The following is a 20,363-nucleotide window of genomic DNA, read 5'->3' on the forward strand; positions in this document are numbered from 1 at the left end:
CTGCCTCCCCGGTGTGACGGCAGCCTGTGAGTATGCGTTGCCTGCCAAAACAGGTAAAGTGCGGCCTCTCGGCGCCGGAGGATCCACCTGATGAAACTGACCCGTTACCTGATCATTCTGCTGGGCGTGACTCTGCTGCCCGCCCCCCTCGCGCAGGCACAGGTGCCCGCCGCAGAAGAGCCGATCATCGATTTCGGCAGCCGCTTCCTGCCCACCGTAGCACGCGAGGGTATGGTCGTCGGTCCCGAGCGGCTTGCGGCGGAAATCGGCCTCGATGTACTGCGCCGCGGCGGCAATGCGGTGGATTCGGCGGTCGCCACCGGCTTTGCGCTGGCGGTGAGCTACCCGCGCGCCGGGAATCTGGGTGGCGGCGGCTTTATGCTGGTGCATCTCGCCGAGGAGGACCGGCAGACGCTGATCGACTACCGCGAAACAGCCCCCGCCAGCGCCACGCGCGACCTGTTCCTGAATGCGCAGGGCGAGGTGGACCAGCGACGGGCCTATTTCAGCCACCAGTCCGCCGGTGTTCCCGGCACCGTGGCGGGCCTGGTGCTGGCCCAGAAGCGCTACGGCACATTGCCCCTCGCGGAGGTCATGGCGCCGGCCATCACCCTGGCCCGTGACGGCCTGGAGGTCTCTTTCGCACTCAACCAGGAAATAACCGCGCGTGCCGAACGCCTGGCCACCAACGCTGAGGCGCGCAAGCTGTTCTTCGACGCTGAAGGGCGAGTCCCGGCGATTGGTGCCCGCTGGCAGCAACCGGATCTGGCCTGGACACTGGAACAGATTGCCCGAGACGGACACGAGGGCTTTTATGCCGGCGAGGTCGCTGACCGTATTCTCGCGGAGATGAAGGCGGGGGATGGCCTGATCAGCCGCGCGGATCTGGCGGCGTACCGCGCGATCGAGCGCGAGCCGGTCCGCGGTCGTTACAAGGATTTCGAGGTCGTCTCCACACCACCCCCCTCTTCCGGCGGTATCCACATCATCCAGATACTGAACATCCTGGAAGGCTATGACCTCCAGGCCATGGGGCACAACAGCGCCGCCTACATTCACCACCTGGCGGAGGCGATGAAACTGGCCTATGCCGACCGCAGCCGCTACCTGGCAGACCCCGATTTCGAGCCCGTGCCGGTCGGTGCGCTTATCGACAAGGCGTACGCCGAGCGGCAGCGCGCCCTGATCAAACCCGGTCGTGCAACCCCCGCGACGGAGATTGCGCCGGGCAACGTACTGGTCGACGCCAGCCATGACACCACCCATTACACCGTAGCCGACCGCTTCGGTAATGTGGTGAGCAATACCTACACGCTCAATTTCAGCTTTGGCTCACACATCGCCGTGCCGGGAACAGGCATGCTGCTGAACAACGAAATGGCCGATTTTGCCGCCAACCCGGGTCAACCCAACCCCTTTGGCCTGGTGGAGGGCGAAGCCAACAGCATCGAGGGAGGCAAGCGCCCGCTGTCGTCCATGAGCCCCACCATGGTGTTCCGTGGGGGCAAACCCTGGATCGCCACCGGCAGCCCCGGCGGCAGCCTCATCATCACCTCGGTACTGCAAACGGTGCTCAATGCCATGGCTTTCGACATGAACATTGCCACAGCGGCGGCGGAACCGCGGGTGCACCACCAGTGGCAGCCGGACAAGCTGGTTGTCGAGCAAGGCGTCAGCCCGGATACCCTGAGCCTGCTGCGCGCACTGGGGCACAACGTGGACATTGCCGGGCGCACGCTGGGTCGCACGCAGTCGATCATGCTGGAACGGGGTTACCTGCTGGGTGCGACCGACACCCGTCGGCCCGGGGGATACGTCGCCGGCTACTGAGCCCGCGGCAGCCGGACCTTGGCCGTCTGGCGGCTGATGGCCACCAGGTTGCCGGTGCTATCCCAATACTCGCCATCTTCCTCGATCACGCCGGACGTGAGGTGTTTGGAGAACAAACGCGCCTGCAGGGGGCCAGGCGCCGGTAATCCGCGCAGCTGTACGGTCAACTCCACCGTGGGCACCCAACCCACTACACCCAGCACATCGAATACGGGGGGCGGAAAAGCATCCGCGAACATAAGCAGGGCGATGGCATCAGGTGCGGCGCCATCCGCGTGCTGTACCCAGCCGCGAAATTCGCCGCTGCCGCTGGGCTCGCCGCCACGGAACACGGCTGCCTCCTCCACCAGACGAATGTCGACTCGCTGCCTGAACTCCAGGCCACTGTCGCCGCCGCTCACACACTCCTCCCAGGCCGGAAAATGGGGTCGAGCCTGCCCTGACCAGCTCGGGCCCTGCAAGCGTGCCAGCGTGGTGTAGGCCGCAGTCACCACCATCTTCAACTCACCGTCCTGATACACCCTCGCGCTGGCATGGCTGGTATTGCCGCCTGCGCGCAGCAGCTCGACGCGGCACTCGACCGGCCCCAGCGTGGTGGGCGCCAGATAGAACGCGTTGACAGCCAGCGGATCCTTGTGCGGCAGCGCTTCGCTCAGCGCCCTGCCGGCAATGGCCAGCACATACCCGCCATTGGGCACCGCGCCGATGCGCCAGCCAGCATGCAACTCTGCCGTCCACAGATTCTCGCCGCGCCGTTGCACGGCGGTTTCCAGGGCAAACTGGCTGGGCGTGACAGGCTCTGACATGACGGCTCCGGAATCGGGTGGAAAGAAATGCGCCAAAACAGGCGCAGCCGCGTATTTTGTGTGTGGCTGGCGTAAATGTATATACTTGAACGGTGCTGTTCGCTTTTACCGGGCTCGAACAAGCGCTTTCGCGATGGTGATCGATGCCATGAAAGGACTGTATTTTGCGGCGCTCCTGTTGGCAGGTGCGCTCGGCGCGAACCAGGGGTTCGCTGACACACTACCCGCGGCGCCTACCGAAGACACTGCGACAGATGATGCGGCCCAAGCGTCTGTCGCCAGCCACGACATAGGCGCCCCGGCACAACGGCGCGCGCTGCAGGAAGCCATCACCGACCTCGAAAGCGAGTACGGCGCCTACAGCCCGGTGCTGCCCGAGCGGCTCCTGAGCCTGGGGCTGGCCCTGCAGTCGGAGGGGCGCCACGCCGAAGCCGCCGCAGTATTCAAGCGCGGCACCCACCTGGCCCGGGTGAGCACCGGCCTCTACAGCCTCGACCAACTGCCCCTGTTGGAGTCCGAAATCGCCAGCCTGCAGGCCCTGGGGGACTATCGGGCCGTCGATGATCGGCAGCGCTACCTGTACCGTGTGCAAAGCAAAGCTCCGCTCTCTTCTGCGCAGCGCGTGCGGGCTTACGTACACCAAGCCGACTGGCAGCGACAGGCCTTCCTGCTGAACATGGATGAGGAGCCGGGCTTACGCCTGCTGCAGATGTGGGAGTACTACCGGCTGGCGCTGACTGAAGTGCTTGAACAGAGCGGCGATAACTCCCGCGACCTGTTGCCCCCCCTGTACGGCATGCTGCAGGCGCAGTACCTGATTGCCGGGTATCGCTGGCCCGATAGCGGAGACAACACGGGCAATGGCTTCACCAGCAACAACCTGCGCCCGCTGGGCAACAGCTACCTGAGAGACAACTTCAACAAGGGCCGGGCGGTACTGCAGGCGATTTACGATCTCGAACAGCTACACGGCAGCGCCGACCCCGAGGCAGCGGCGCGCGCGCAGACCCTCATGGGTGACTGGTTGCTGTGGCACGGTGACAGTGAAGGTGCCATGGCGGAGTATGCAAAGGTGCTCGCGGAACTTGCGGACGATGCCGCTGCCCAAGCCTTGTACAACGAGCTCTTTGCCGAGCCTGTGCCGCTGCCGGCCCTGGACGGCCTTGATGTACACGGGCCTCTCGCAGTGGAGGGGGATGGGGATATACTACTGGGGTTTAACGTCGCGGCCGACGGCAAGGTCTCCGACCTGCAACGACTGGATGACTCCGGTACGGCGAACGGGCTCGCCAATCGGCTCATGCGCAGCTTGCGCAACACCCCGTTCCGACCGCGATTCGACCTCGCTTCCGGCACGCCGGTCGCCACCGACAACCTGGTTATGGCCTATGACAGTACACGCTGAAACATCAAATGCACTGACCCTGCTGCGCAGCGCGGGCTGCGCTGCATTGTGCCTGATGCTGGCGGGCTGCCCCAGTGCCAGCAACCCCACTCAGCCGTCCTCGTCACCCAGCACACCCTCCGCGTCGTCCAGCAGCAGCCCGAGCGCATCGTCTTCCAGCTCATCGTCCTCCAGCAATAGCCCGAGCTCTCCCACCAGCGGCAGCAGCGCATCAATGCCCTCAACAGCGGGTGGCTCACCCGGCAGCAGCGCGGGCACCCCCGACACAGGTGCGTCCGGAGCCCGGGACACTGCGCAGGCCGGTGGGGTCACGCAGCCGACACCCGCATCCGCTACAGCTAGCGACCAGGGTACAGGCGGCGATCAGGGCACAGCCAATGCGAGCGCCGGCGACCCCGCAGGCGGCGGGCAACCGGCGGGTGAACCGGGCTTTGAAGCCAGCGCCGGCAGTACCGCCCTGCCCGACATGCGCGACAACCCAACGCTGGACCCCGGCACCCTCGCCGCTCTCGAAGCGGCCATGGAAGCCGCCGCGAAGGGCGGCAATGCAGGCACGGGGGAAGGCGCCGGCACCGCCAACGACGCAGGTGCAGCGTCGGGAGCAGGGCCGGGTGACACCCCAGGTCGCTTGCCAGGCAATGGCGGTGCCGGCACCGGGCCACTGACCCCGGCGGAACAAGTGGCCATTCTCGATGCGCGGCTGGAAGCCGGTGCGGGCGATTTCGACACCATGATTCTTGAAGAGCAGGCCCGCCAGCGCAGCGCGCGCCGCGCCAGCAGTGACGATGTACCCGCCTCAGACTCCGCGGGTGGCGCCCCGGCCGGTGGCCGCGAGGGGCCCTACGGCGAGGATATCACCGTGGCCGGCGCCGGCGGCGGGCGTGGCAGCGTCAACACACCCGGGCGCCCGCCCCCCCCCAATACGGCCCGCTACCCGGCACCTGACGACATACCCAGCGGCAACGACGACGATGTCGTCGCCCGGCAGCTGCGCGAAGCGGCCATGCGTGAGCCCGACCCCGCAGTACGCGAAAAGCTCTGGGATGAATACCGCAAATATAAGGGACTCACTCCATGACCACCGCCCGGCTTGCGCTTGCTGCGCTGCTGCTGGTCACGCTGACCGCCTGCGTCAACCAGACCGTCAAAACCTCGGCGGTGCCGCCTCTGGAGCGCCCACCCCAGGCCGCGCCCGAGACGGCGCTACTGGACGTTGGCGTACTGGTGTTTGATCCCGGCCTTGACGAATATGACGAGGATCAGCAAATCTACCCCGAGGTGCGCAAGGCGGAAGCGCGCTTTATGCCCCGGCTGCTCGCCGAGGCCATGCAAAACAGCGGTGCCTGGGGTGCAGTGCGCGTCATTCCCTCCGACCGTCAGACCGTTGACCTGCTGGTCCGGGGGCGCATTGTGCACTCGGACGGTGAAACCCTCGAGCTGCACATCGTCGCACGCGATGCGCGTGGTGCCGAATGGCTGGACAAGACCTACGAGGCCAACGCCAGCAAATACGCCTACACGCCGTCAACGCGCAACAGCTACGACCCGTTCCAGGCGATTTACCACATGATCGCCAATGACCTTGTGCGCCGGCAGGAAACCCTCACCCTCACTCAACGGGAGGATATTCGCCTGATTACCGAGCTGCAGTTCGCCCGCAGCTTCTCTCCCGAGGCATTCGACGGCTACCTCACGGAGAACCGCAAGGGTGTCATGGAGGTACGCCGCCTGCCCGCAGAAGGCGACCCCATGCTGGAGCGTATTCGCAGCATCCGCGAGCGCGACCAGCTGTTCGTCGACACACTACAGGAGCACTACGGCTACTTCAGCGGCGAAATGCAGGTGCCCTATCAGGAGTGGCGCAAGATGAGCTACGAAGAGGCCATCGCGCTGCAGGAATTGCAGGCTGAGAGCCGGCGCAACCTGATCGCCGGCGGCGCGGCGATCCTTGCCGGCATTTATGCCGCAGGCAGCAGTGAACGTTCCAGCAGGGCCGCCGGCAACGTCGCCATCATCGGCGGGGGTTACCTGCTCAAGAGCGGCCTGGAAAAACGCGCCGAGGCACAGATTCACGTCGCTGCCCTGGAAGAGCTGGGCATGTCGCTGGAAGCGGAAATTACGCCGCAAGTGATTGAACTGGAAGACCGCACTGTCATGCTCAGTGGCAACGTTGAAGAACAATACGCCCAGTGGCGCGAACTGCTGGCGGACATCTACCAGGCCGAAGTCGGTCTGCTGGAACCCCTTCCAACCGTCGACAACCCCTGATCCAGGGACCAGCCGCCACAAGGCCCATAGCCGCATGACCAGCCCCAACGAGCCCGTTCAACCCACACCCTTCAGTGTTGCCCAACCGGTCGCCAGTGAGGTGAAAAACAGTGGGCAGACCAGCAGCCAGTCGCGCTGGCTGATTCCGGCCCTGCTGTTTCTGGTGGCCTGTGCGCTGGCCGTGGTGTTTTGGCTGCCCTCCCAGCTTGGCCGCGAGCCGGGAGCTCCAGCTGCGCCTGTCCAGAGTTCGTCCGACACGGTCGACCAGGTGCCTGCTATGCCCGCAGCAGATTCCACAGAGCCTGCCGCCAGCCCCTGGTCAGACGCGCAACAGGCGCGCCTGCGCACGGCGGCGCAGGATGTGTTGGCGCAGCTGGTGGAGCTGCAATTTGCGCTGGAGGAGCGTGGTGCCGACGTCTGGGCCGGTGCTGAGCTGGAGACTGCAAAAGCGGCGGCTGGCCGCGGCGATGCGCTCTATCAGGCGCGCGAGTTTGTTGCCGCCACCGAGGCCTACCGCGACAGCCTCACACAGCTGCAGGCAATCGAGGCGAATATCCCCGCGGTGCTGCAAAACGCACTGGACTCTGCAACCGCGGCACTGGAAAAAGGGGATGCACAAGGGCTGGAGCCGGCGCTGGCCACGGCGACGCTGCTCGCACCCGACGAACCCACCCTGGCGCAACTGCGCGAGCGTGCCGCGGCCATGGCCCCGCTACAGGCCGCGCTGGACCAGGCAGAGGCCCTGGAAAGCGCCGGTGACCTCGCCGGCGCCGAGACGGCCCTGCAGACGGCAATCCAGCTCGACCCCGCCAGTCAGCGAGCCGCTCGCGCCCTCACGCGCGTGCAGGCAGCCCATGCGGCCCAACGCTACCAACGCGCCATGAGCGAAGGCTATAGCGCCCTCGACGAGGGTCGCTTTGATGCCGCCGCCAGCGCTTTTGCCAGCGCACGCAAATTGCAGCCAGACAACCCGGAGATTGATGCTGCGGTGACCGAATTGCGCAGCACACAAAGTGCGGCCCGGTTGCGCGCCCTGCAACGCACCGCGCGTGACCTTGAGGCAAAAGAGGCCTGGGGCGATGCCGTGGCCAGCTATGAAGAGGCGCTTGCGGTGGACGCGACCCTGGTGTTTGCACAGGAGGGTCTGGCACGTGCGCAACCGCGGGCACGCCTGGACAGTCAACTGCGCGAGGCGCTGGCCGCACCGGAGCGGCTGGCAGACCCCGCCGTTGCCAAAAATCTGGAGCAGTTACTGAGCGAAGCGCGCGGGGTGACTCCGGCAGGGGACACACTCGCGCAGCAGATCGGGCAACTGGCGCAGCTTCTGGAACAGGCCAACACACCGGTCACGGTCACGCTGCGCTCGGACCAGCTTACCGCCGTGCTGGTACAACGGGTCGCCAGACTGGGCCAGTTTTCTGAACAGCGCCTGACGTTGCGTCCGGGCGAATACACCGCGGTGGGCACGCGGGAGGGCTACCGCGATGTCAGGGAAACCTTCACCGTGTCCGCCGACCAGGCACCAGCTCCCATTTTCATCGCCTGCACGGACCCGGTTTGAATGAGCACTGAGCGCAAGCCCACACAAGCAATTGCCCCGAGCAGCTTCGAGCCACTCGATCAAGCGCAACCGCCCGCGGCGCGCCATGGACGCGGTTGGCGGCGCTGGCTTCTACCACTCGCCATCCTGCTGTTCGCACTGGTGATGGCATTCCTGTTCCTGGCGCGCTCGGTAGAGATCAGCACAGACACCACAACACCCGCAGACATCGACCTGAGCGGCTTCCACCTGCCGCTGGGCGGTCGCCTCCTGCTGCTGCCCGGGATTTACTCCCTGCAGATCGCCGCGCCGGGCTATGTCACCCTGGAAACCGAGGTGGCCGTGAGTGAGGAGGCCAGCCAGCGTTTCCGCTACGAACTGCAGCCTGAACCCGGCATCGTGACCCTCCTCACACAGCCTGCTGGCGTAGCGGTCACCCTTGATAACGCCTATGCTGGCGAGGCCCCAATGAGCGCGCTGGAACTTGCCGCGGGCGTGCACGCGCTGGAACTGCGCCACCCGCGCTATCTGCCGCTGGATGTCACTCTGGAGGTCGCCGGCCGCGCACAGGAAGAGACGTTCACATTCAGCCTGTCCCCCGCCTGGGGCGTCGCCACCGTCAGCAGCGAGCCCGCAGGGGCAGATATTCTTGTCGATGGCGAGCCAGTCGCCACGACACCGGCCGCGGTGGAGTTGCTGCAGGGCGAGCGCCAGCTGCAGTTGCGCCTGCCCGGTTATGCGCCCTGGCAGCAAACGTTGATGGCGGAAGCCGGTAACGATATCGCCCTGGACACCGTGCAACTGCAGCCAGCTGCCGGGGTGCTTGAGGTCACCAGTACACCCAGCGGTGCCAACGTCACGCTGGATGGCGACTTTCAGGGCCAGACACCGGTGACTCTCAACCTGCTACCCGACACAGCGCAGCGGCTCATGTTGACGCGCCCGGGCTACCGGCGCCACAGCGAGACAGTGCAGCTGGCGGCTGGAGCCAGCGGGCGCAAGGCCATCACCCTGCAGGCCCAGTTGGGCGCCATCGATTTGCGGGTAAGTCCACCCGAGGCGGAGGTGCGTGTGAATGGGCGCCTGATCGGGCGCGGCAACCAGTCGCTGTCACTGCCCACCGTCGAGCACCGGGTAGAGGTCAGCCTGGCCGGTCACCGCAGTGAGTCGCAGCGCATCACGCCGCGGCAAGGGTTGGAGCAGCGCTTCGAGGTGGCCCTGCAAACCGAACAGGAAGCCAGGGTGGCACAGGTGCAGCCTGAGGTGACCTCGGCCCTGGGGCAGACACTGCGCCTGTTCATCCCCGGCGAACACGGGCCCGACAGCTTCACCCTGGGTGCCTCGCGGCGCGAGCCCGGCCGCCGCGCCAATGAAGTGCTGCGCCCCGTTACCCTGCGACGCATGTTCTACCTGCAGACAACAGAAGTGACCAACGCCCAGTTCCGCCAGTTTCTGGCCAGCCACAATTCCGGGCAGATTGAGGGCAACAGCCTCAACCGTGAGCACCAGCCCGTCGCACAGGTAAGCTGGCAGCAGGCCGCCCAGTTCTGCAACTGGCTCAGCCAGCGCGAGGGTCTGCCCGCCTTCTACACCCAGAACCAGGGCATCGTGACCGGTTTCAACCCCGCAGCCACCGGCTACCGCTTGCCGACAGAAGCGGAATGGGCCTGGGCCGCTCGGGTCAAGGGTGAAACGCGTCTCACCTTCCCCTGGGGCGAGAGCTTTCCCCCCACTGCCGTTGTCGAGAACTATGCAGACAGCAGCTCGGCCTACGTCACCGGCCGCACCATCAATGGCTACAACGACGGCCAGGTGGTGAGCGCCACCGTCGCCAGCTTTGCCGCCAACCATAACGGCCTGCACGACCTCGGCGGCAACGTGGCGGAGTGGGTGCACGACGTCTACCAGATCCCGGCCGCCAACACCCCGGCAGAGACGGATCCCCTGGGCCCGCAATCGGGAGACAACTACGTGATTCGCGGCGCCAGTTGGGCCATGAGCCGCATGTCCGAACTGCGCCTGCCATTTCGCGATTATGGGCAAGCCGGGCGCGATGACGTAGGATTCCGGGTCGCACGCTATGCGGAGTAACCCCACCATGCCAAGCAGAGCACCTGCCTTCCTGCTGCCCTGCCTGCTGCTGGCAGCCAGTGCCATTGTCTGCCCGGCAGCGGCACAGGAAACCCCGGAAGCAACCGCCACCGAAGAGCCCGCGGCGCGTATCACCGCTGCACCCGAGCCTGCAGAATCCCCTGCCACACGTCCAGCGTCAGGGCCCGGTTCGCCACTCGATTACGAAGCCTCGGAGCAGATCTCCGAAGATCTCTCTGTTTCTTTCCCCGTGGATATCTAGGACACCACAATGAAAATCAAGCTATCCCCGGAATTCACCTTTCAGCTGTTCGCACTGCTGATAGCCATCATCGTTGTACACGCGCTGTACGTGGGGGTGATCCGGCCCAGCGCGGATACGCAGCTGCAGCAGCAAATGGCACTACAGGCTGCCGGTGAAGACTTCGTACCCGAGCGCAGCCTGGCTGTGGTGATACGCGATTTCGAGCAGGAAGCCTGCTTTATCCTGCTGCTCTGGGCCCTTGCCATCATGGCCTACAAGGGGCGCAGCACATTGCGCGAGCAAGCACTGCTGGAGCACGCCCTGCTGGATATTCCCGACGGCACCACATTGCTGCCGGAGGATGCGCGCGAATACAGCCGCTCGCTGGAAGCCCTGCCCGCCGCCGAGCAGGACTACTTGCTGCCGCGCACCCTGCTGAGCGCACTGCAGCGCTTTGCCACCACGGGCAGCATTCCTGCGGTGTCCAACACCATCAAGGAAGAGTGTGAAGTGGAATCCGATCGACTGGATTCGGAGTTGTCGATGGTGCGCTATATCGCCTGGGCCATCCCCTCCATCGGTTTCATCGGTACTGTGCGCGGCATCGGTGATGCCCTGGGGCAGGCCTACAAGGCCGTTGAGGGCGACATTTCCGGCGTCACCGTCAGCCTCGGGGTCGCCTTCAACAGCACCTTTGTCGCGCTGGTGCTGAGTATCATCATCATGTTCTGTCTGCACCAGCTGCAACAATCGCAGGAAAAGCTGGTACTGGACTGTCAGCGGTATGCCGACAAGCGGCTGCTGCGCCATCTGGTGGCACACTGATATGGCCGTCGCGTGGCTCGACCTGCACGACAGTAACCTGCAGCTCTGGCACGGTGACCTGCACCTGAGCAGTCCGGGGTACGCCCTGCTGGAGGCGGGGCAATACTGTTTTGGCCAGGATGCGCGGGCCGCCGCGCGCTTGCGCCCGAGGGACATCTCCACCCGCTACTGGTGGCAGCTGAATACCGATGCGCTGCAGCCGGCGCTGGGCCCTGCCCGCCACACCGCCGACCTCGTGCACGCTCACCTGCAGGCCCTGCATCGTGACGCCGGTGCACCCGACGAACTGCTGCTGGCAGCGCCGGGCAGCATGCGCAAGGAACAGGTGGCGCTGCTGCTGGGCATCATCCAGCAGTGCCCGTTTGCGGCGGTCGGTCTGGTAAACCGCAGCGTGGCGCTTGCCAGCCTCTATGCTGATCAGGAGCGCCTGTTTCACCTGGAAGTGCAATTGCACCAGGCGCTACTCAGCGAGGTGCATCGCGAGGGCACCGAGGTAACGCTGCAGAAAGTCACCGCACTGCCGGGCAGCGGGTTGCTGGCGCTGCAGGAGCGCGTGGTTGAGGCTGCCGCCGGTGCATTCATTCGCCAGACCCGCTTTGACCCGCGCCGCCGCGCGGAAACCGAGCAGCAGCTGTATGACGCTCTGCCCGGCACTCTGCGCGCCCTGCATGAAGCCAGTGAGACCAGCCTCAGCGTGAACGGTTATCACGCGCGCCTGACCCGCGGTGACCTGCAGGCCGCGGGCGGCATGTTGCTCGACGCAATTGTCGGCAACCTGCCCGAAGCATCCACACACGGCGTACTCCTGGACCCTGTCGCTGCGCTGCTGCCAAGTGTTGCGACGCGCCTGCGCGCCCGCGTGCTACAACCGGGTGACATGCAGCGCGCGCTGGCAATGCACGAGCCGCAGTTGCTGCAACGCGCCGAGGCACTGGTGTTTGTGGAGCGCCTGCCCGCAGTGGCGCAAAACGCAGATCACAGTCCGCCCCGGGATGTGGCCGAGGAACTGCCGATGGTTGCGACACACCTGCTGTGCAACGCAGAAGCGCGCGCGCTGACGCCAGACGGCACGTCTCTCGGGGCGGGCTGGTCACTGGTCGCCGGGGCGGACGGCGGCTGGCGGCTGCGGGCCGGGGCGGGTGCCGGGGCCCTGGCGCGCAACACAGCACCCTGCCGCGACGGCGAGCCGGTCGCCAACGGCGATCGCCTGCAGCTGGCAGACGGCACCGAGGCCCAGCTCATCCGGGTCAGCGACTAGGCGAGGCGCGACATGGCCAAACGCAAGCGCGGCTTCACCACCTTCAACCTGAGCTTTCTGGATATCATGTCCTGCGGCTTCGGCGCCGTTGTGCTTGTGTTCCTGATTATCGACCATTCTATCGAAGTGCAATCGCGCGACCTCAACCGCGACCTGCTGTCGGAGGTCAACCTGCTGGAGGAAGACATCACCACCGGCGAGGCGGGGCTGGTGAAACTGCGCAATGCCCTCAGCGAGGTCGACCAGCAGAGGGTCGAGGCCCAGGGCAGGGCCACCCGGGTCACGGAAGACCTCGATGAGTACGAGGCCCTGATCGCCACGCTGCGGGAGTCGGTGAGCAGCAGCCCGGACGTCGACCGGCTGAAGGCCGAGATCCAGGCCCTGGAAGCCGATGTCAAACGCTTGCGGGAGTCCGCCGAAGACACCAGCGGCAGCAGTGCCCGCAGTTTCACCGGCGATGGCAACCGCCAGTACCTGACCGGGCTCAACCTGGGCGGGCGGCACATTGTCATCCTGCTCGACGTCTCTTCCAGCATGCTGGCTGACCGCCTGGTGAACATTATCCGCCTGCGTAACATGGCACCGGCCATGCAGCGCAGCGCAGAAAAGTGGAGCCGTGCGCTGAACACCGTCGACTGGCTGACCGCACAACTGCCTGTCGGCAGCCGCTACCAGGTCATCACCTTCAACACCGAAGCCACGTTTGCGCTGCCGGATACTGCCGGCAAGTGGCTGGAGGTCGCCAACCAACCGCAGCTGGAATCCGTCACGCGGGCGCTGCGCGACCTACTTCCCAAGGGCGGCACCAGCCTGGAAAATGCGTTTCTTGCCCTGGGACGGCTGAGCCCGGCGGCGGATAATATTTTCCTGATCACCGACGGCCTGCCCACGCAGGGCACAGCAGCGCCACGGGGCAGCACGGTCAGCGGCAAGCAGCGGCTGGACCTGTATCAGCAGGCGCTGCGGCGGCTGCCGCGCAACGTGCCGGTGAATGTGATTCTGGCGCCCATGGAAGGCGACCCGATGGCGGCCTCGGCCTTCTGGCAGCTTGCCCAGGCCACCCGGGGCAGCTTCATGACCCCCTCGCGGGACTGGCCCTAGGACACGGCATGCGCAAACGACGCCCAACAGAAGAATTTTCACTCTCGTTTCTCGACGTGATCTGCTGCGGCTTTGGCGCCGTCATTCTGCTGCTGATGATCACCAAGACCGTGCAACCGCAGATCCTGGAAGCTTCCACCCTCAACCTGCAGGGGAAGGTGGCGGAGTTGCAGACGCAGGTCTTCGAGATCCGTGGAGAAACCCGTATTCTCAACCGCGACCTGAATGCCCGCCAGGAGCAGCTCTCCGCCCTGCGCGAGCGCATCGCGATTCTGCAGGGGCAATTGGCGAGCACCCGCTCCCGCCACGACAGCCTGCAGGTCAATGCCAGCACGAGTGATGTCATTGCCGAACAGCTTGCCATCGCCCGCCAGTCACTGTCCGCGGAGCAGAAACGCCTGCAGAGCCAGCAACAGCAAGCCAAAAACAACTATATTGGGGGTATACCGGTCGACAGCGAGTACATCATTTTCGTCATCGACACGTCCGGGTCGATGTTCTACTACGCCTGGGAGCGGGTGTTGCGGGAAATCGAGTCAGTGCTGAGCATCTACCCCGAGGTGAAGGGCATCCAGGTCATGAACGACATGGGAGACTACATGTTCAGCCGCTACCGCGGCCAGTGGATACCGGATACCGCAGCCCGGCGCACGGCGATCATCCAGAACCTGCGCAACTGGAACGTGTTCAGCAACTCAAGCCCGGTGGAGGGTATCACCCAGGCCATTCGCAGCTTTTACGACGGCAAGAAACGCATTAGCATCTACGTTTTCGGTGACGACTTCACCGGCAATTCGATTAGCCAGGTGCTCGACACCGTCGACCGGCTGAACCGTGACAACGGCGACCAGCGCCTGATTCGCATCCACGCCGTCGGTTTTCCCGTACTCTACTCACAGGCGCCAGCGCAACAGAATACCGCGCACCGCTTTGCCGCACTGATGAGAGAAATGACCTATCGCAATGGAGGCACCTTTGTCGGGCTCAATGACTACCGCCCCTGAGCGCTGGCTCACCGCTCTGTTGCTTACCTGCCTGCTTGCAGGCTGTGGCACCAAGCAGGTTGTTGTGCAGAGCGAATTCCCCGACCCGGTAATGAACCCCCTGCCCCTGACACTGGGCATCTGGTATGACGACGACTTTGCCAATCATGAGTTTTTCGATGAGGCCAGTGGCCGCGCCGAGTCCAGCTGGCTGGTAAACACGGGGCAGGCGCAGGTCGAGTTGTGGCAAACACTGCTCAAGGGCATGTTTCGCGATGTGGTGTTCATGAACGGCAAACCCGGGCCGGGCCAGATGAACCCGGTGGTAGACGCCGTATTGCTGCCCGCCGTGGATGAACTGCAATACGCCATCCCGTCACACACCAACGTCAAGGTCTACGAGATCTGGATGCGCTATCGTTTCCAGTTGGTGACCACCGGTGGTGAGCCCATCGCGGAGTGGACCATGCCTGCCTACGGCAAAACGCCCACCGCCTTCATGCAAAGTGATGAGGGTGCCGTGCGCCTGGCCGCCATCGTTGCCCTGCGCGATGCGGGTGCACACTTCGCCACGACGTTCACCCGGGTGCCACAGGTTGAAGCCTGGCTCAACAGCCTGCCGCGCGCTGGCGCGACGCCGGTGCAACCGTGACGCCGCGCCGCCTGCTGCTTGGCGCCCTGCTGGTGAGCTGGCTCACCGGCTGCGTGAATGCCACCGTGGACCAGATGGTTTTCAATTCTCCCACGGAAGGAATGGGTGATGCCTCAGTGGTCATCCTCGGGCGTCGACACGCCAGCGACTACGAAACCGAACCGGGTTTCATCAGTTGTGTCGGCAAGCACATCGGCGCCCGCGACCCCGCGATACGCGTGATTGATGAACTCGAATTCCTCAACGCCCTCTATCCCTGGTTTGAACCGCGCACAGCGCCGCTGCGCCCGGCAGACCTGGAAAAACTGTTTGCGCACCGCGATGTGGTCGAGAAGTTCGCCACCCTGCAAACGCGCTACATGATCTGGATTGACGGCAGCACGGTGCGCGGCGATTCAGCGGGTTCCATGACCTGCGGTATCGGCCCCGGCGGTGCCGGCTGCTTCGGCTTCGGCACCTGGTCGGATGATGCCAGCTATGAGGCTACCATCTGGGACTTCACCCAGCGCGCCGAAGTTGGGCGTATCAGTGCCACCGCCAGCGGGCAGTCCTACATGCCTGCGGTGGTGCTGCCCATCCCGATTATCGCCCCCGTGCAGGGCACCGCCTGCGACAGCGTTGGTGACCAGTTGCTGGACTTCCTCTCCACCGCGAACTAGGAGCTGCCCATGATAACCGCACGCATTCGGAACACCGCACTCGGTTGCACACTGCTTGCCGCACTCGCTGGCTGTGCCGGTAATCCCGCCACCGGCGGCGCCAGCGTGGTGGTGATGAGTGAGGGCAAGGAAGCGCAGATTGGCGAGGAGATGTATGCCGAAATCCAGAAGGAAGGCACGATCTACGACGACCGGGAGTTGCAGGACTACGTGAACCGGATCGGCCAGCGTCTGGTCGCCAACAGTGACCGACCCGACCTGCCCTTCACTTTCACCGTCATCGACAGCCCGGATCTCAATGCCTTCGCCACCCCGGGAGGCTATGTCTATATTCACCGCGGGCTGCTCGCCTACCTGGATTCCGAAGCGGAGCTGGCCGGCGTGCTCGGGCATGAAATCGCCCACGTCACAGCGCGGCATGCGGCACGCCAGCGAGCGGGTTCCATTACCACCCAGGTACTGGCCGTGACCGCCGGCGTGCTCACCGGTAGCCGGGACATCATGGACTCCGCCGGCATGTACGGCACCGAGCTGGTGCGTGGCTACGGGCGCGAGCATGAATTGGAGGCAGACGGCCTGGGCGCGCGGTACATGCACCTGAGTGGCTATGAGCCCGACGCCTTGCTGAATGTGATCGGCGTACTCAAGGATCAGGAGCAATACCAGCGCGTACGCGCCAAAGCAGGCGGCAAACCGCCAGGCACCTACCATGGTCTCTACGCCACGCACCCACGCAACGACCAGCGCCTGCAAACGGTCATCCGCGCCGCCAATGAACTGGACACCGGCCAGGTGCTGGAGGACCCCAGCGTACCCGGCGAGTTTCAGCGACGCACGGACGGCCTGCTCTGGGGGCCACGGATCAAGCGGGAGGAAAACCGCTATTACCACAACAAACTCGCTTTCAGTTTTGCCCACCCACCGGGGTGGCAGGTGAGCAGTGGCAGCCAGGCAATCATTGCCAGCGCCGCGGACGGCAGCGCCAGCCTCACCATCACCCTGCAACGGCCCGACGCAAACCAGACCCCGCAGCAGGCGCTGGAAGCCGCCGCAACAGGCAGCATCAGCGCGGGCCAGGCATTAGAGCAGGCGGGGCTGCAGGGTTATAGCGCCGTGGCCAGCGGCAGTGGCAACGCCGCGCGTCTGGCCGTCATCAACCACAACTGGCAATACCTGTTCGAGGGCAAGGCAGATAATTTCAAAGCCGCCGATGCCGACCTGCTGGCCATTATCGAGAGCTTCCGCCCGCTGCACCCACAGGAGCGCAACGCCGGTGAGCAGCGCTACGTACGCTATATTCAGGTACCGCGCGGAGCCACCATGAGCAGCCTGGCAGCCAGTATTCGCCTGCCGGACGCGGAGGCGCAACTGCGACTCCTGAACGGCCTGTACCCCAGCGGCGAGCCGCGCACCGGCGACTGGATCAAGGTCATCCAGTAGCGACGCAGGCCATCACTGAGCCGGCAACGGCCTTCAGCCGTAGCGCGTATCGGCGACAAACGGGTTGCTGCGGCGCTCCTGGCCGAAGGTGGACGTCGGCCCGTGGCCGGGCACAAAGGTAATGTCATCACCCAGCGGAAACAGGGTATCGCGGATGCTGTGGATCAACTGGTCGTGGTCACCCCGCGGAAAGTCGGTGCGCCCGATGGAACCCTGAAACAGCACGTCTCCCACCCAGGCCACGCGCTCGCCCGAGTGCAAAAACACGACATGGCCCGGTGTATGCCCCGGGCAGTGAAAGACCTGTAGCGTCTGTGCGCCCACCGTGACGGTGTCGCCCTGCTCCAGCCAGCGGTCGGGCGCAAACGCGTCGGCGTGGGGGAAACCCGACATCTGGCACCATTCCGGCAAGCGGTCGATCCAGAAGGCATCCTCTTTCTCCGGGCCTTCAATCGGCACGGCAAGCTGCTGGCGCAACACGTCTGCGGCGGCGCAGTGATCCATGTGGCCGTGGGTGAGCAGGATCTTCTCTATCGCCGCGCCCATTTTTTCGGCCGCCTCCAGCACCCGCTCAACATCGCCGCCGGGATCCACCAGCGCACCCTTGCCGGTTTCCACACACTTGATGATGGAGCAGTTCTGCTGGTAGGCCGTAACCGGCACGATGGTGACCTGGATAGACATGCGTTACTTCCGGTTCGTTTCGAGATCAGCCCGGGGATCGTTGAAGACCGCCATGTCGAGCTGGTTTTCACTTTTGCCCACAATCACTGCCACCGTGGCATCGCCGGTGACGTTGACCGCCGTGCGCACCATGTCGAGCAGGCGGTCCACACCGATAATGAGCGCGATGCCCTCCACCGGCAGGCCGGCCTGCTCCAGCACCAGCGCCAGGGTTACCAGGCCCACGCCCGGCACCGCCGCGGTGCCGATGGAGGCGAGAGTGGCGGTGAGGATCACCGTGAGGTAGGCCACCATACTCAACTCAACGCCGTATACCTGCGCGATGAACACCGTCGCCACGCCCTGCATGATCGCCGTGCCATCCATGTTGATGGTGGCGCCCAGCGGCACGGTGAAACCCGCCACCGAACTGTGCACACCGAGACGACGTTCAACGGTGCGCAGGGTTATCGGCAGCGTAGCGCCGGAAGACGCCGTGCTGAAGGCAAAGGCCCACACCGAGCGCATTTTCTGCATCATCATGCGCGGGGAAACCCGGGCGACGGTCGCCAGCAGCGCGTTGTAGGTAACCAGGCCGTGAAAAATGAGCACCGCGAGCACCGTGAAGAAGTAGGCCGCAAGATCCATGATGGCGCTGATGCCCATCTCGGCAAACAGCTTCGCCAACAGGGCAAACACGCCCCAGGGCGCCAGCTCCATAAGCAGGCCGACCATCTTCATGATGACGGCTTCCATGTCGGTAAAGAAGCTGGCGATCCGTCGCCCCGGCTCCCCCGCGTGGGAGATGGCGTAGCCGAAAAGCAGTGCAAACACGATCACCTGCAGCATATTGCCTTCCGCCATGGCGGCGACCGGGTTGGAGGGCACAATATTCACCAGTACATCGGTGAGCGGCGGCGGCTTGGCCACGTCAAACTGTGCATCGCCCGCCATTTCCACCCCGGCACCGGGGCCGATGGCCACGGCCGCGAGCAGGGCGATACTGATGGCAATCGCGGTAGTAGCAAGATAAAAAAGAATGGTCTTGACGGCGATAGGCCCCATGCGCGCGCTGTCACCGAGGGAGCTGGAGCCGCAGATCAGTGACACCAGTACCAGAGGCACGACCAGCAGTTTCAGCGAGGCGACAAACATGCGCCCGACCACATCGAACACGCCAAGCACCAGCCAGTCATTGACCACCCGGCGCAACGGATCGGCGAGCTCACTACTTTGCAGCAGCAAATTGCACAGGGAGCCCAGCACAATGCCGGCCACCATCGCCAGGAGAATCCGCTTGGTAAGGCTCATCGGCAAGCCTGCAGTTGGGTTGCCGCGCTGCAGAGGGTTTTACGCATCGCTATCGCAGGCTCCCGGCAGGTGGCTGACCACGTCGGCGTCAGCACAGGCGTTGCAGGGCGAGGACAGGGTTTCGCGTTGCCCCCCATCACGCAGCGCACAAACGGGGTTGTACTCCATGGTGCACACCTGCGGCCGCGGTTCGCTGCAGACGCTTTCGCTACTGGCGTTTTCCACCTGCAGCGGTGCTTCGCGCGGCGCGTCCTGCGGTGGCACAGGCGCAGGCGGCTGGTTCGCACCGCAGCCCGAAAGCAGCACAATCAGGCACAGCGCCCCGGTTCGCAGCATGTGAATTCCTTCGCCATGAAAAAGCGCTAGGGTATCACTGCCACCCGCTAAACGCAGCTTTGCCGCCACAGCGTCTTCAGCCGAAGTCTCCCGCCTGGTAGTCGCGAATCGCCTGTTCAATTTCCGCCGGGGTGTTCATGACAAACGGGCCATACTGCGCCACTGGCTCGCCGATGGGCTGCCCACGCAGCAGCAATACGGACGCGCCCTCGCTACCCGCGAGCAATGACCAGTGGTCACCGCGCGAGGTAATGGCCAGCTGCCCGGCGGACACGGACCGTCCGGACTGCTCAAGGGCGCCGGCATACACGTAAGCCAGCAACGCCTCACCGGCCAGCACAGGCACCTCAAGCGGCGCGCCGGGCTGCAAGGTGACATCGACAAGTCCCGCACGCGGCGCCAGCTCTTGCAAGGGTCCACGAGACGAGATGGCGCCCAACTGCCAGTCACCGGCAATGGTGAGCGCGGTAAAGCCGTCTCCCTCGCTCGCCGTCAGCGCTTCGGCGGGAATGTCCCGATAGCGCGGTTCATCCATTTTTTCCGCCGCGGGCAGGTTGATCCACAGCTGAAAGCCATGCAAGCCCTGGGTATCTGGCGTGGGCATCTCGGAATGGATAATCCCGCGACCGGCTGACATCCATTGCACACCACCACTGCGGATTTCACCGCGGTTGCCGCGGCTGTCCTCATGGATAATACCCCCGTGCTTCATGTAGGTGAGCGTTTGCATACCCCGGTGCGGGTGTGGCGGGAAGCCCCCACCGAGGTCCTCGCGACGCTCGGCACGCAACTCATCGAGCATGAGTACCGGGTCCATCGCGGCGTGCTGCATACCCGTGATGCGCTGAATCGCCACCCCGTCCCCATCCTGGCTGGGCCTGGCAGAACGAATTTCCTGAACTGAACGCGCTTGCATGATGTGATCTCCTCAAGATTCGGACACACATTAAG

At 64.7% G+C, this 20,363-nt stretch carries 20 protein-coding genes; 14 read left to right on the forward strand and 6 right to left on the reverse strand.

Annotation, left to right across the window (positions count from 1 at the left end; translation table 11 throughout):
- Window positions 1–90 precede the first annotated feature (90 nt).
- Complete coding sequence (gene ggt, locus EGJ68_RS17045) at window positions 91–1,830, forward strand: gamma-glutamyltransferase (protein ID WP_123035744.1); 1,740 nt, start codon at window positions 91–93, stop codon at window positions 1,828–1,830.
- On the opposite strand, the gene EGJ68_RS17050 is transcribed toward ggt, so the two are convergent.
- Window positions 1,824–2,636 carry a thioesterase family protein gene (locus EGJ68_RS17050; RefSeq protein ID WP_123035745.1) on the reverse strand — a complete coding sequence of 271 codons (813 nt, stop codon included), beginning with the start codon at window positions 2,634–2,636 and terminating at the stop codon, window positions 1,824–1,826. The two genes, ggt and EGJ68_RS17050, sit on opposite strands and share 7 nt — an antisense overlap.
- 148 nt (window positions 2,637–2,784) lie before the next feature.
- On the opposite strand from EGJ68_RS17050, the gene EGJ68_RS17055 reads away from it, so the two are divergent.
- Window positions 2,785–4,041 (forward strand): hypothetical protein, encoded by a 1,257-nt coding sequence (locus EGJ68_RS17055; protein WP_158283724.1) that lies wholly within the window; start codon window positions 2,785–2,787, stop codon window positions 4,039–4,041.
- A 90-nt stretch (window positions 4,042–4,131) separates the two neighbouring features.
- Here the strand turns inward: EGJ68_RS17055 and EGJ68_RS18190 are convergent, their stop codons facing one another.
- Window positions 4,132–4,308: a hypothetical protein gene (locus tag EGJ68_RS18190; RefSeq protein WP_158283725.1), complete on the reverse strand. Its 177-nt coding sequence runs from the start codon at window positions 4,306–4,308 to the stop codon at window positions 4,132–4,134.
- A gap of 199 nt (window positions 4,309–4,507) precedes the next feature.
- On the opposite strand from EGJ68_RS18190, the gene EGJ68_RS17060 reads away from it, so the two are divergent.
- From EGJ68_RS17060 to EGJ68_RS17115, 12 genes are read left to right on the forward strand one after another with little or no spacing between them, the layout of a single operon-like run.
- Window positions 4,508–5,119: a hypothetical protein gene (locus EGJ68_RS17060; RefSeq protein WP_123035747.1), complete on the forward strand. Its 612-nt coding sequence runs from the start codon at window positions 4,508–4,510 to the stop codon at window positions 5,117–5,119.
- The gene (locus EGJ68_RS17065) at window positions 5,116–6,309 is read left to right on the forward strand and encodes a hypothetical protein (RefSeq protein ID WP_123035748.1); all 1,194 of its coding nucleotides are present in this window, start codon (window positions 5,116–5,118) and stop codon (window positions 6,307–6,309) included. Before EGJ68_RS17060 ends, EGJ68_RS17065 begins: the two co-directional genes overlap by 4 nt.
- Window positions 6,310–6,343: 34 nt before the next feature.
- Window positions 6,344–7,870, forward strand: coding sequence for a tetratricopeptide repeat protein (locus tag EGJ68_RS17070; protein WP_123035749.1), 1,527 nt, complete (start codon window positions 6,344–6,346; stop codon window positions 7,868–7,870).
- Complete coding sequence (locus EGJ68_RS17075) at window positions 7,871–9,940, forward strand: PEGA domain-containing protein (protein WP_123035750.1); 2,070 nt, start codon at window positions 7,871–7,873, stop codon at window positions 9,938–9,940. It abuts the gene before it with no gap.
- A gap of 7 nt (window positions 9,941–9,947) precedes the next feature.
- Window positions 9,948–10,202, forward strand: coding sequence for a hypothetical protein (locus EGJ68_RS17080; protein WP_123035751.1), 255 nt, complete (start codon window positions 9,948–9,950; stop codon window positions 10,200–10,202).
- Between the two features lie 9 nt (window positions 10,203–10,211).
- Window positions 10,212–11,009: a MotA/TolQ/ExbB proton channel family protein gene (locus EGJ68_RS17085; RefSeq protein ID WP_123035752.1), complete on the forward strand. Its 798-nt coding sequence runs from the start codon at window positions 10,212–10,214 to the stop codon at window positions 11,007–11,009.
- 1 nt (window position 11,010) lies between these two features.
- Entirely contained in the window at window positions 11,011–12,267 is a 1,257-nt protein-coding gene (locus tag EGJ68_RS17090) for a hypothetical protein (RefSeq protein ID WP_123035753.1), read from the forward strand.
- Window positions 12,268–12,279: 12 nt separating this feature from the next.
- A complete protein-coding gene (locus EGJ68_RS17095; RefSeq protein ID WP_123035754.1) occupies window positions 12,280–13,368 on the forward strand; it encodes a vWA domain-containing protein in 1,089 nt (362 codons plus the stop codon).
- Window positions 13,369–13,376: 8 nt separating this feature from the next.
- A complete protein-coding gene (locus EGJ68_RS17100) occupies window positions 13,377–14,372 on the forward strand; it encodes a vWA domain-containing protein (RefSeq protein ID WP_123035755.1) in 996 nt (331 codons plus the stop codon).
- Window positions 14,356–15,003 (forward strand): hypothetical protein, encoded by a 648-nt coding sequence (locus tag EGJ68_RS17105; RefSeq protein ID WP_233248872.1) that lies wholly within the window; start codon window positions 14,356–14,358, stop codon window positions 15,001–15,003. Before EGJ68_RS17100 ends, EGJ68_RS17105 begins: the two co-directional genes overlap by 17 nt.
- A complete protein-coding gene (locus EGJ68_RS17110) occupies window positions 15,000–15,662 on the forward strand; it encodes a hypothetical protein (protein WP_123035757.1) in 663 nt (220 codons plus the stop codon). The genes EGJ68_RS17105 and EGJ68_RS17110 overlap by 4 nt, the downstream gene beginning before the upstream one ends.
- A 9-nt stretch (window positions 15,663–15,671) precedes the next feature.
- Window positions 15,672–17,102, forward strand: a complete 1,431-nt coding sequence (locus tag EGJ68_RS17115) for a M48 family metalloprotease (protein ID WP_123035758.1) — start codon at window positions 15,672–15,674, stop codon at window positions 17,100–17,102.
- Window positions 17,103–17,135: 33 nt separating this feature from the next.
- On the opposite strand, the gene EGJ68_RS17120 is transcribed toward EGJ68_RS17115, so the two are convergent.
- The 4 genes from EGJ68_RS17120 to EGJ68_RS17135 form a co-directional block, all read right to left on the reverse strand.
- Window positions 17,136–17,786, reverse strand: coding sequence for an MBL fold metallo-hydrolase (locus tag EGJ68_RS17120; protein WP_123035759.1), 651 nt, complete (start codon window positions 17,784–17,786; stop codon window positions 17,136–17,138).
- Between the two features lie 3 nt (window positions 17,787–17,789).
- Complete coding sequence (locus EGJ68_RS17125) at window positions 17,790–19,076, reverse strand: dicarboxylate/amino acid:cation symporter (RefSeq protein WP_123035760.1); 1,287 nt, start codon at window positions 19,074–19,076, stop codon at window positions 17,790–17,792.
- 39 nt (window positions 19,077–19,115) lie between these two features.
- Window positions 19,116–19,412, reverse strand: coding sequence for a YdgH/BhsA/McbA family protein (locus EGJ68_RS17130; protein WP_123035761.1), 297 nt, complete (start codon window positions 19,410–19,412; stop codon window positions 19,116–19,118).
- Between the two features lie 76 nt (window positions 19,413–19,488).
- Window positions 19,489–20,328: a pirin family protein gene (locus EGJ68_RS17135; RefSeq protein WP_123035762.1), complete on the reverse strand. Its 840-nt coding sequence runs from the start codon at window positions 20,326–20,328 to the stop codon at window positions 19,489–19,491.
- Between the last annotated feature and the right edge of the window lie 35 nt (window positions 20,329–20,363).

Origin of the sequence: Haliea alexandrii, assembly GCF_003719295.1 — a bacterium.
GTDB lineage: Bacteria > Pseudomonadota > Gammaproteobacteria > Pseudomonadales > Halieaceae > Haliea > Haliea alexandrii.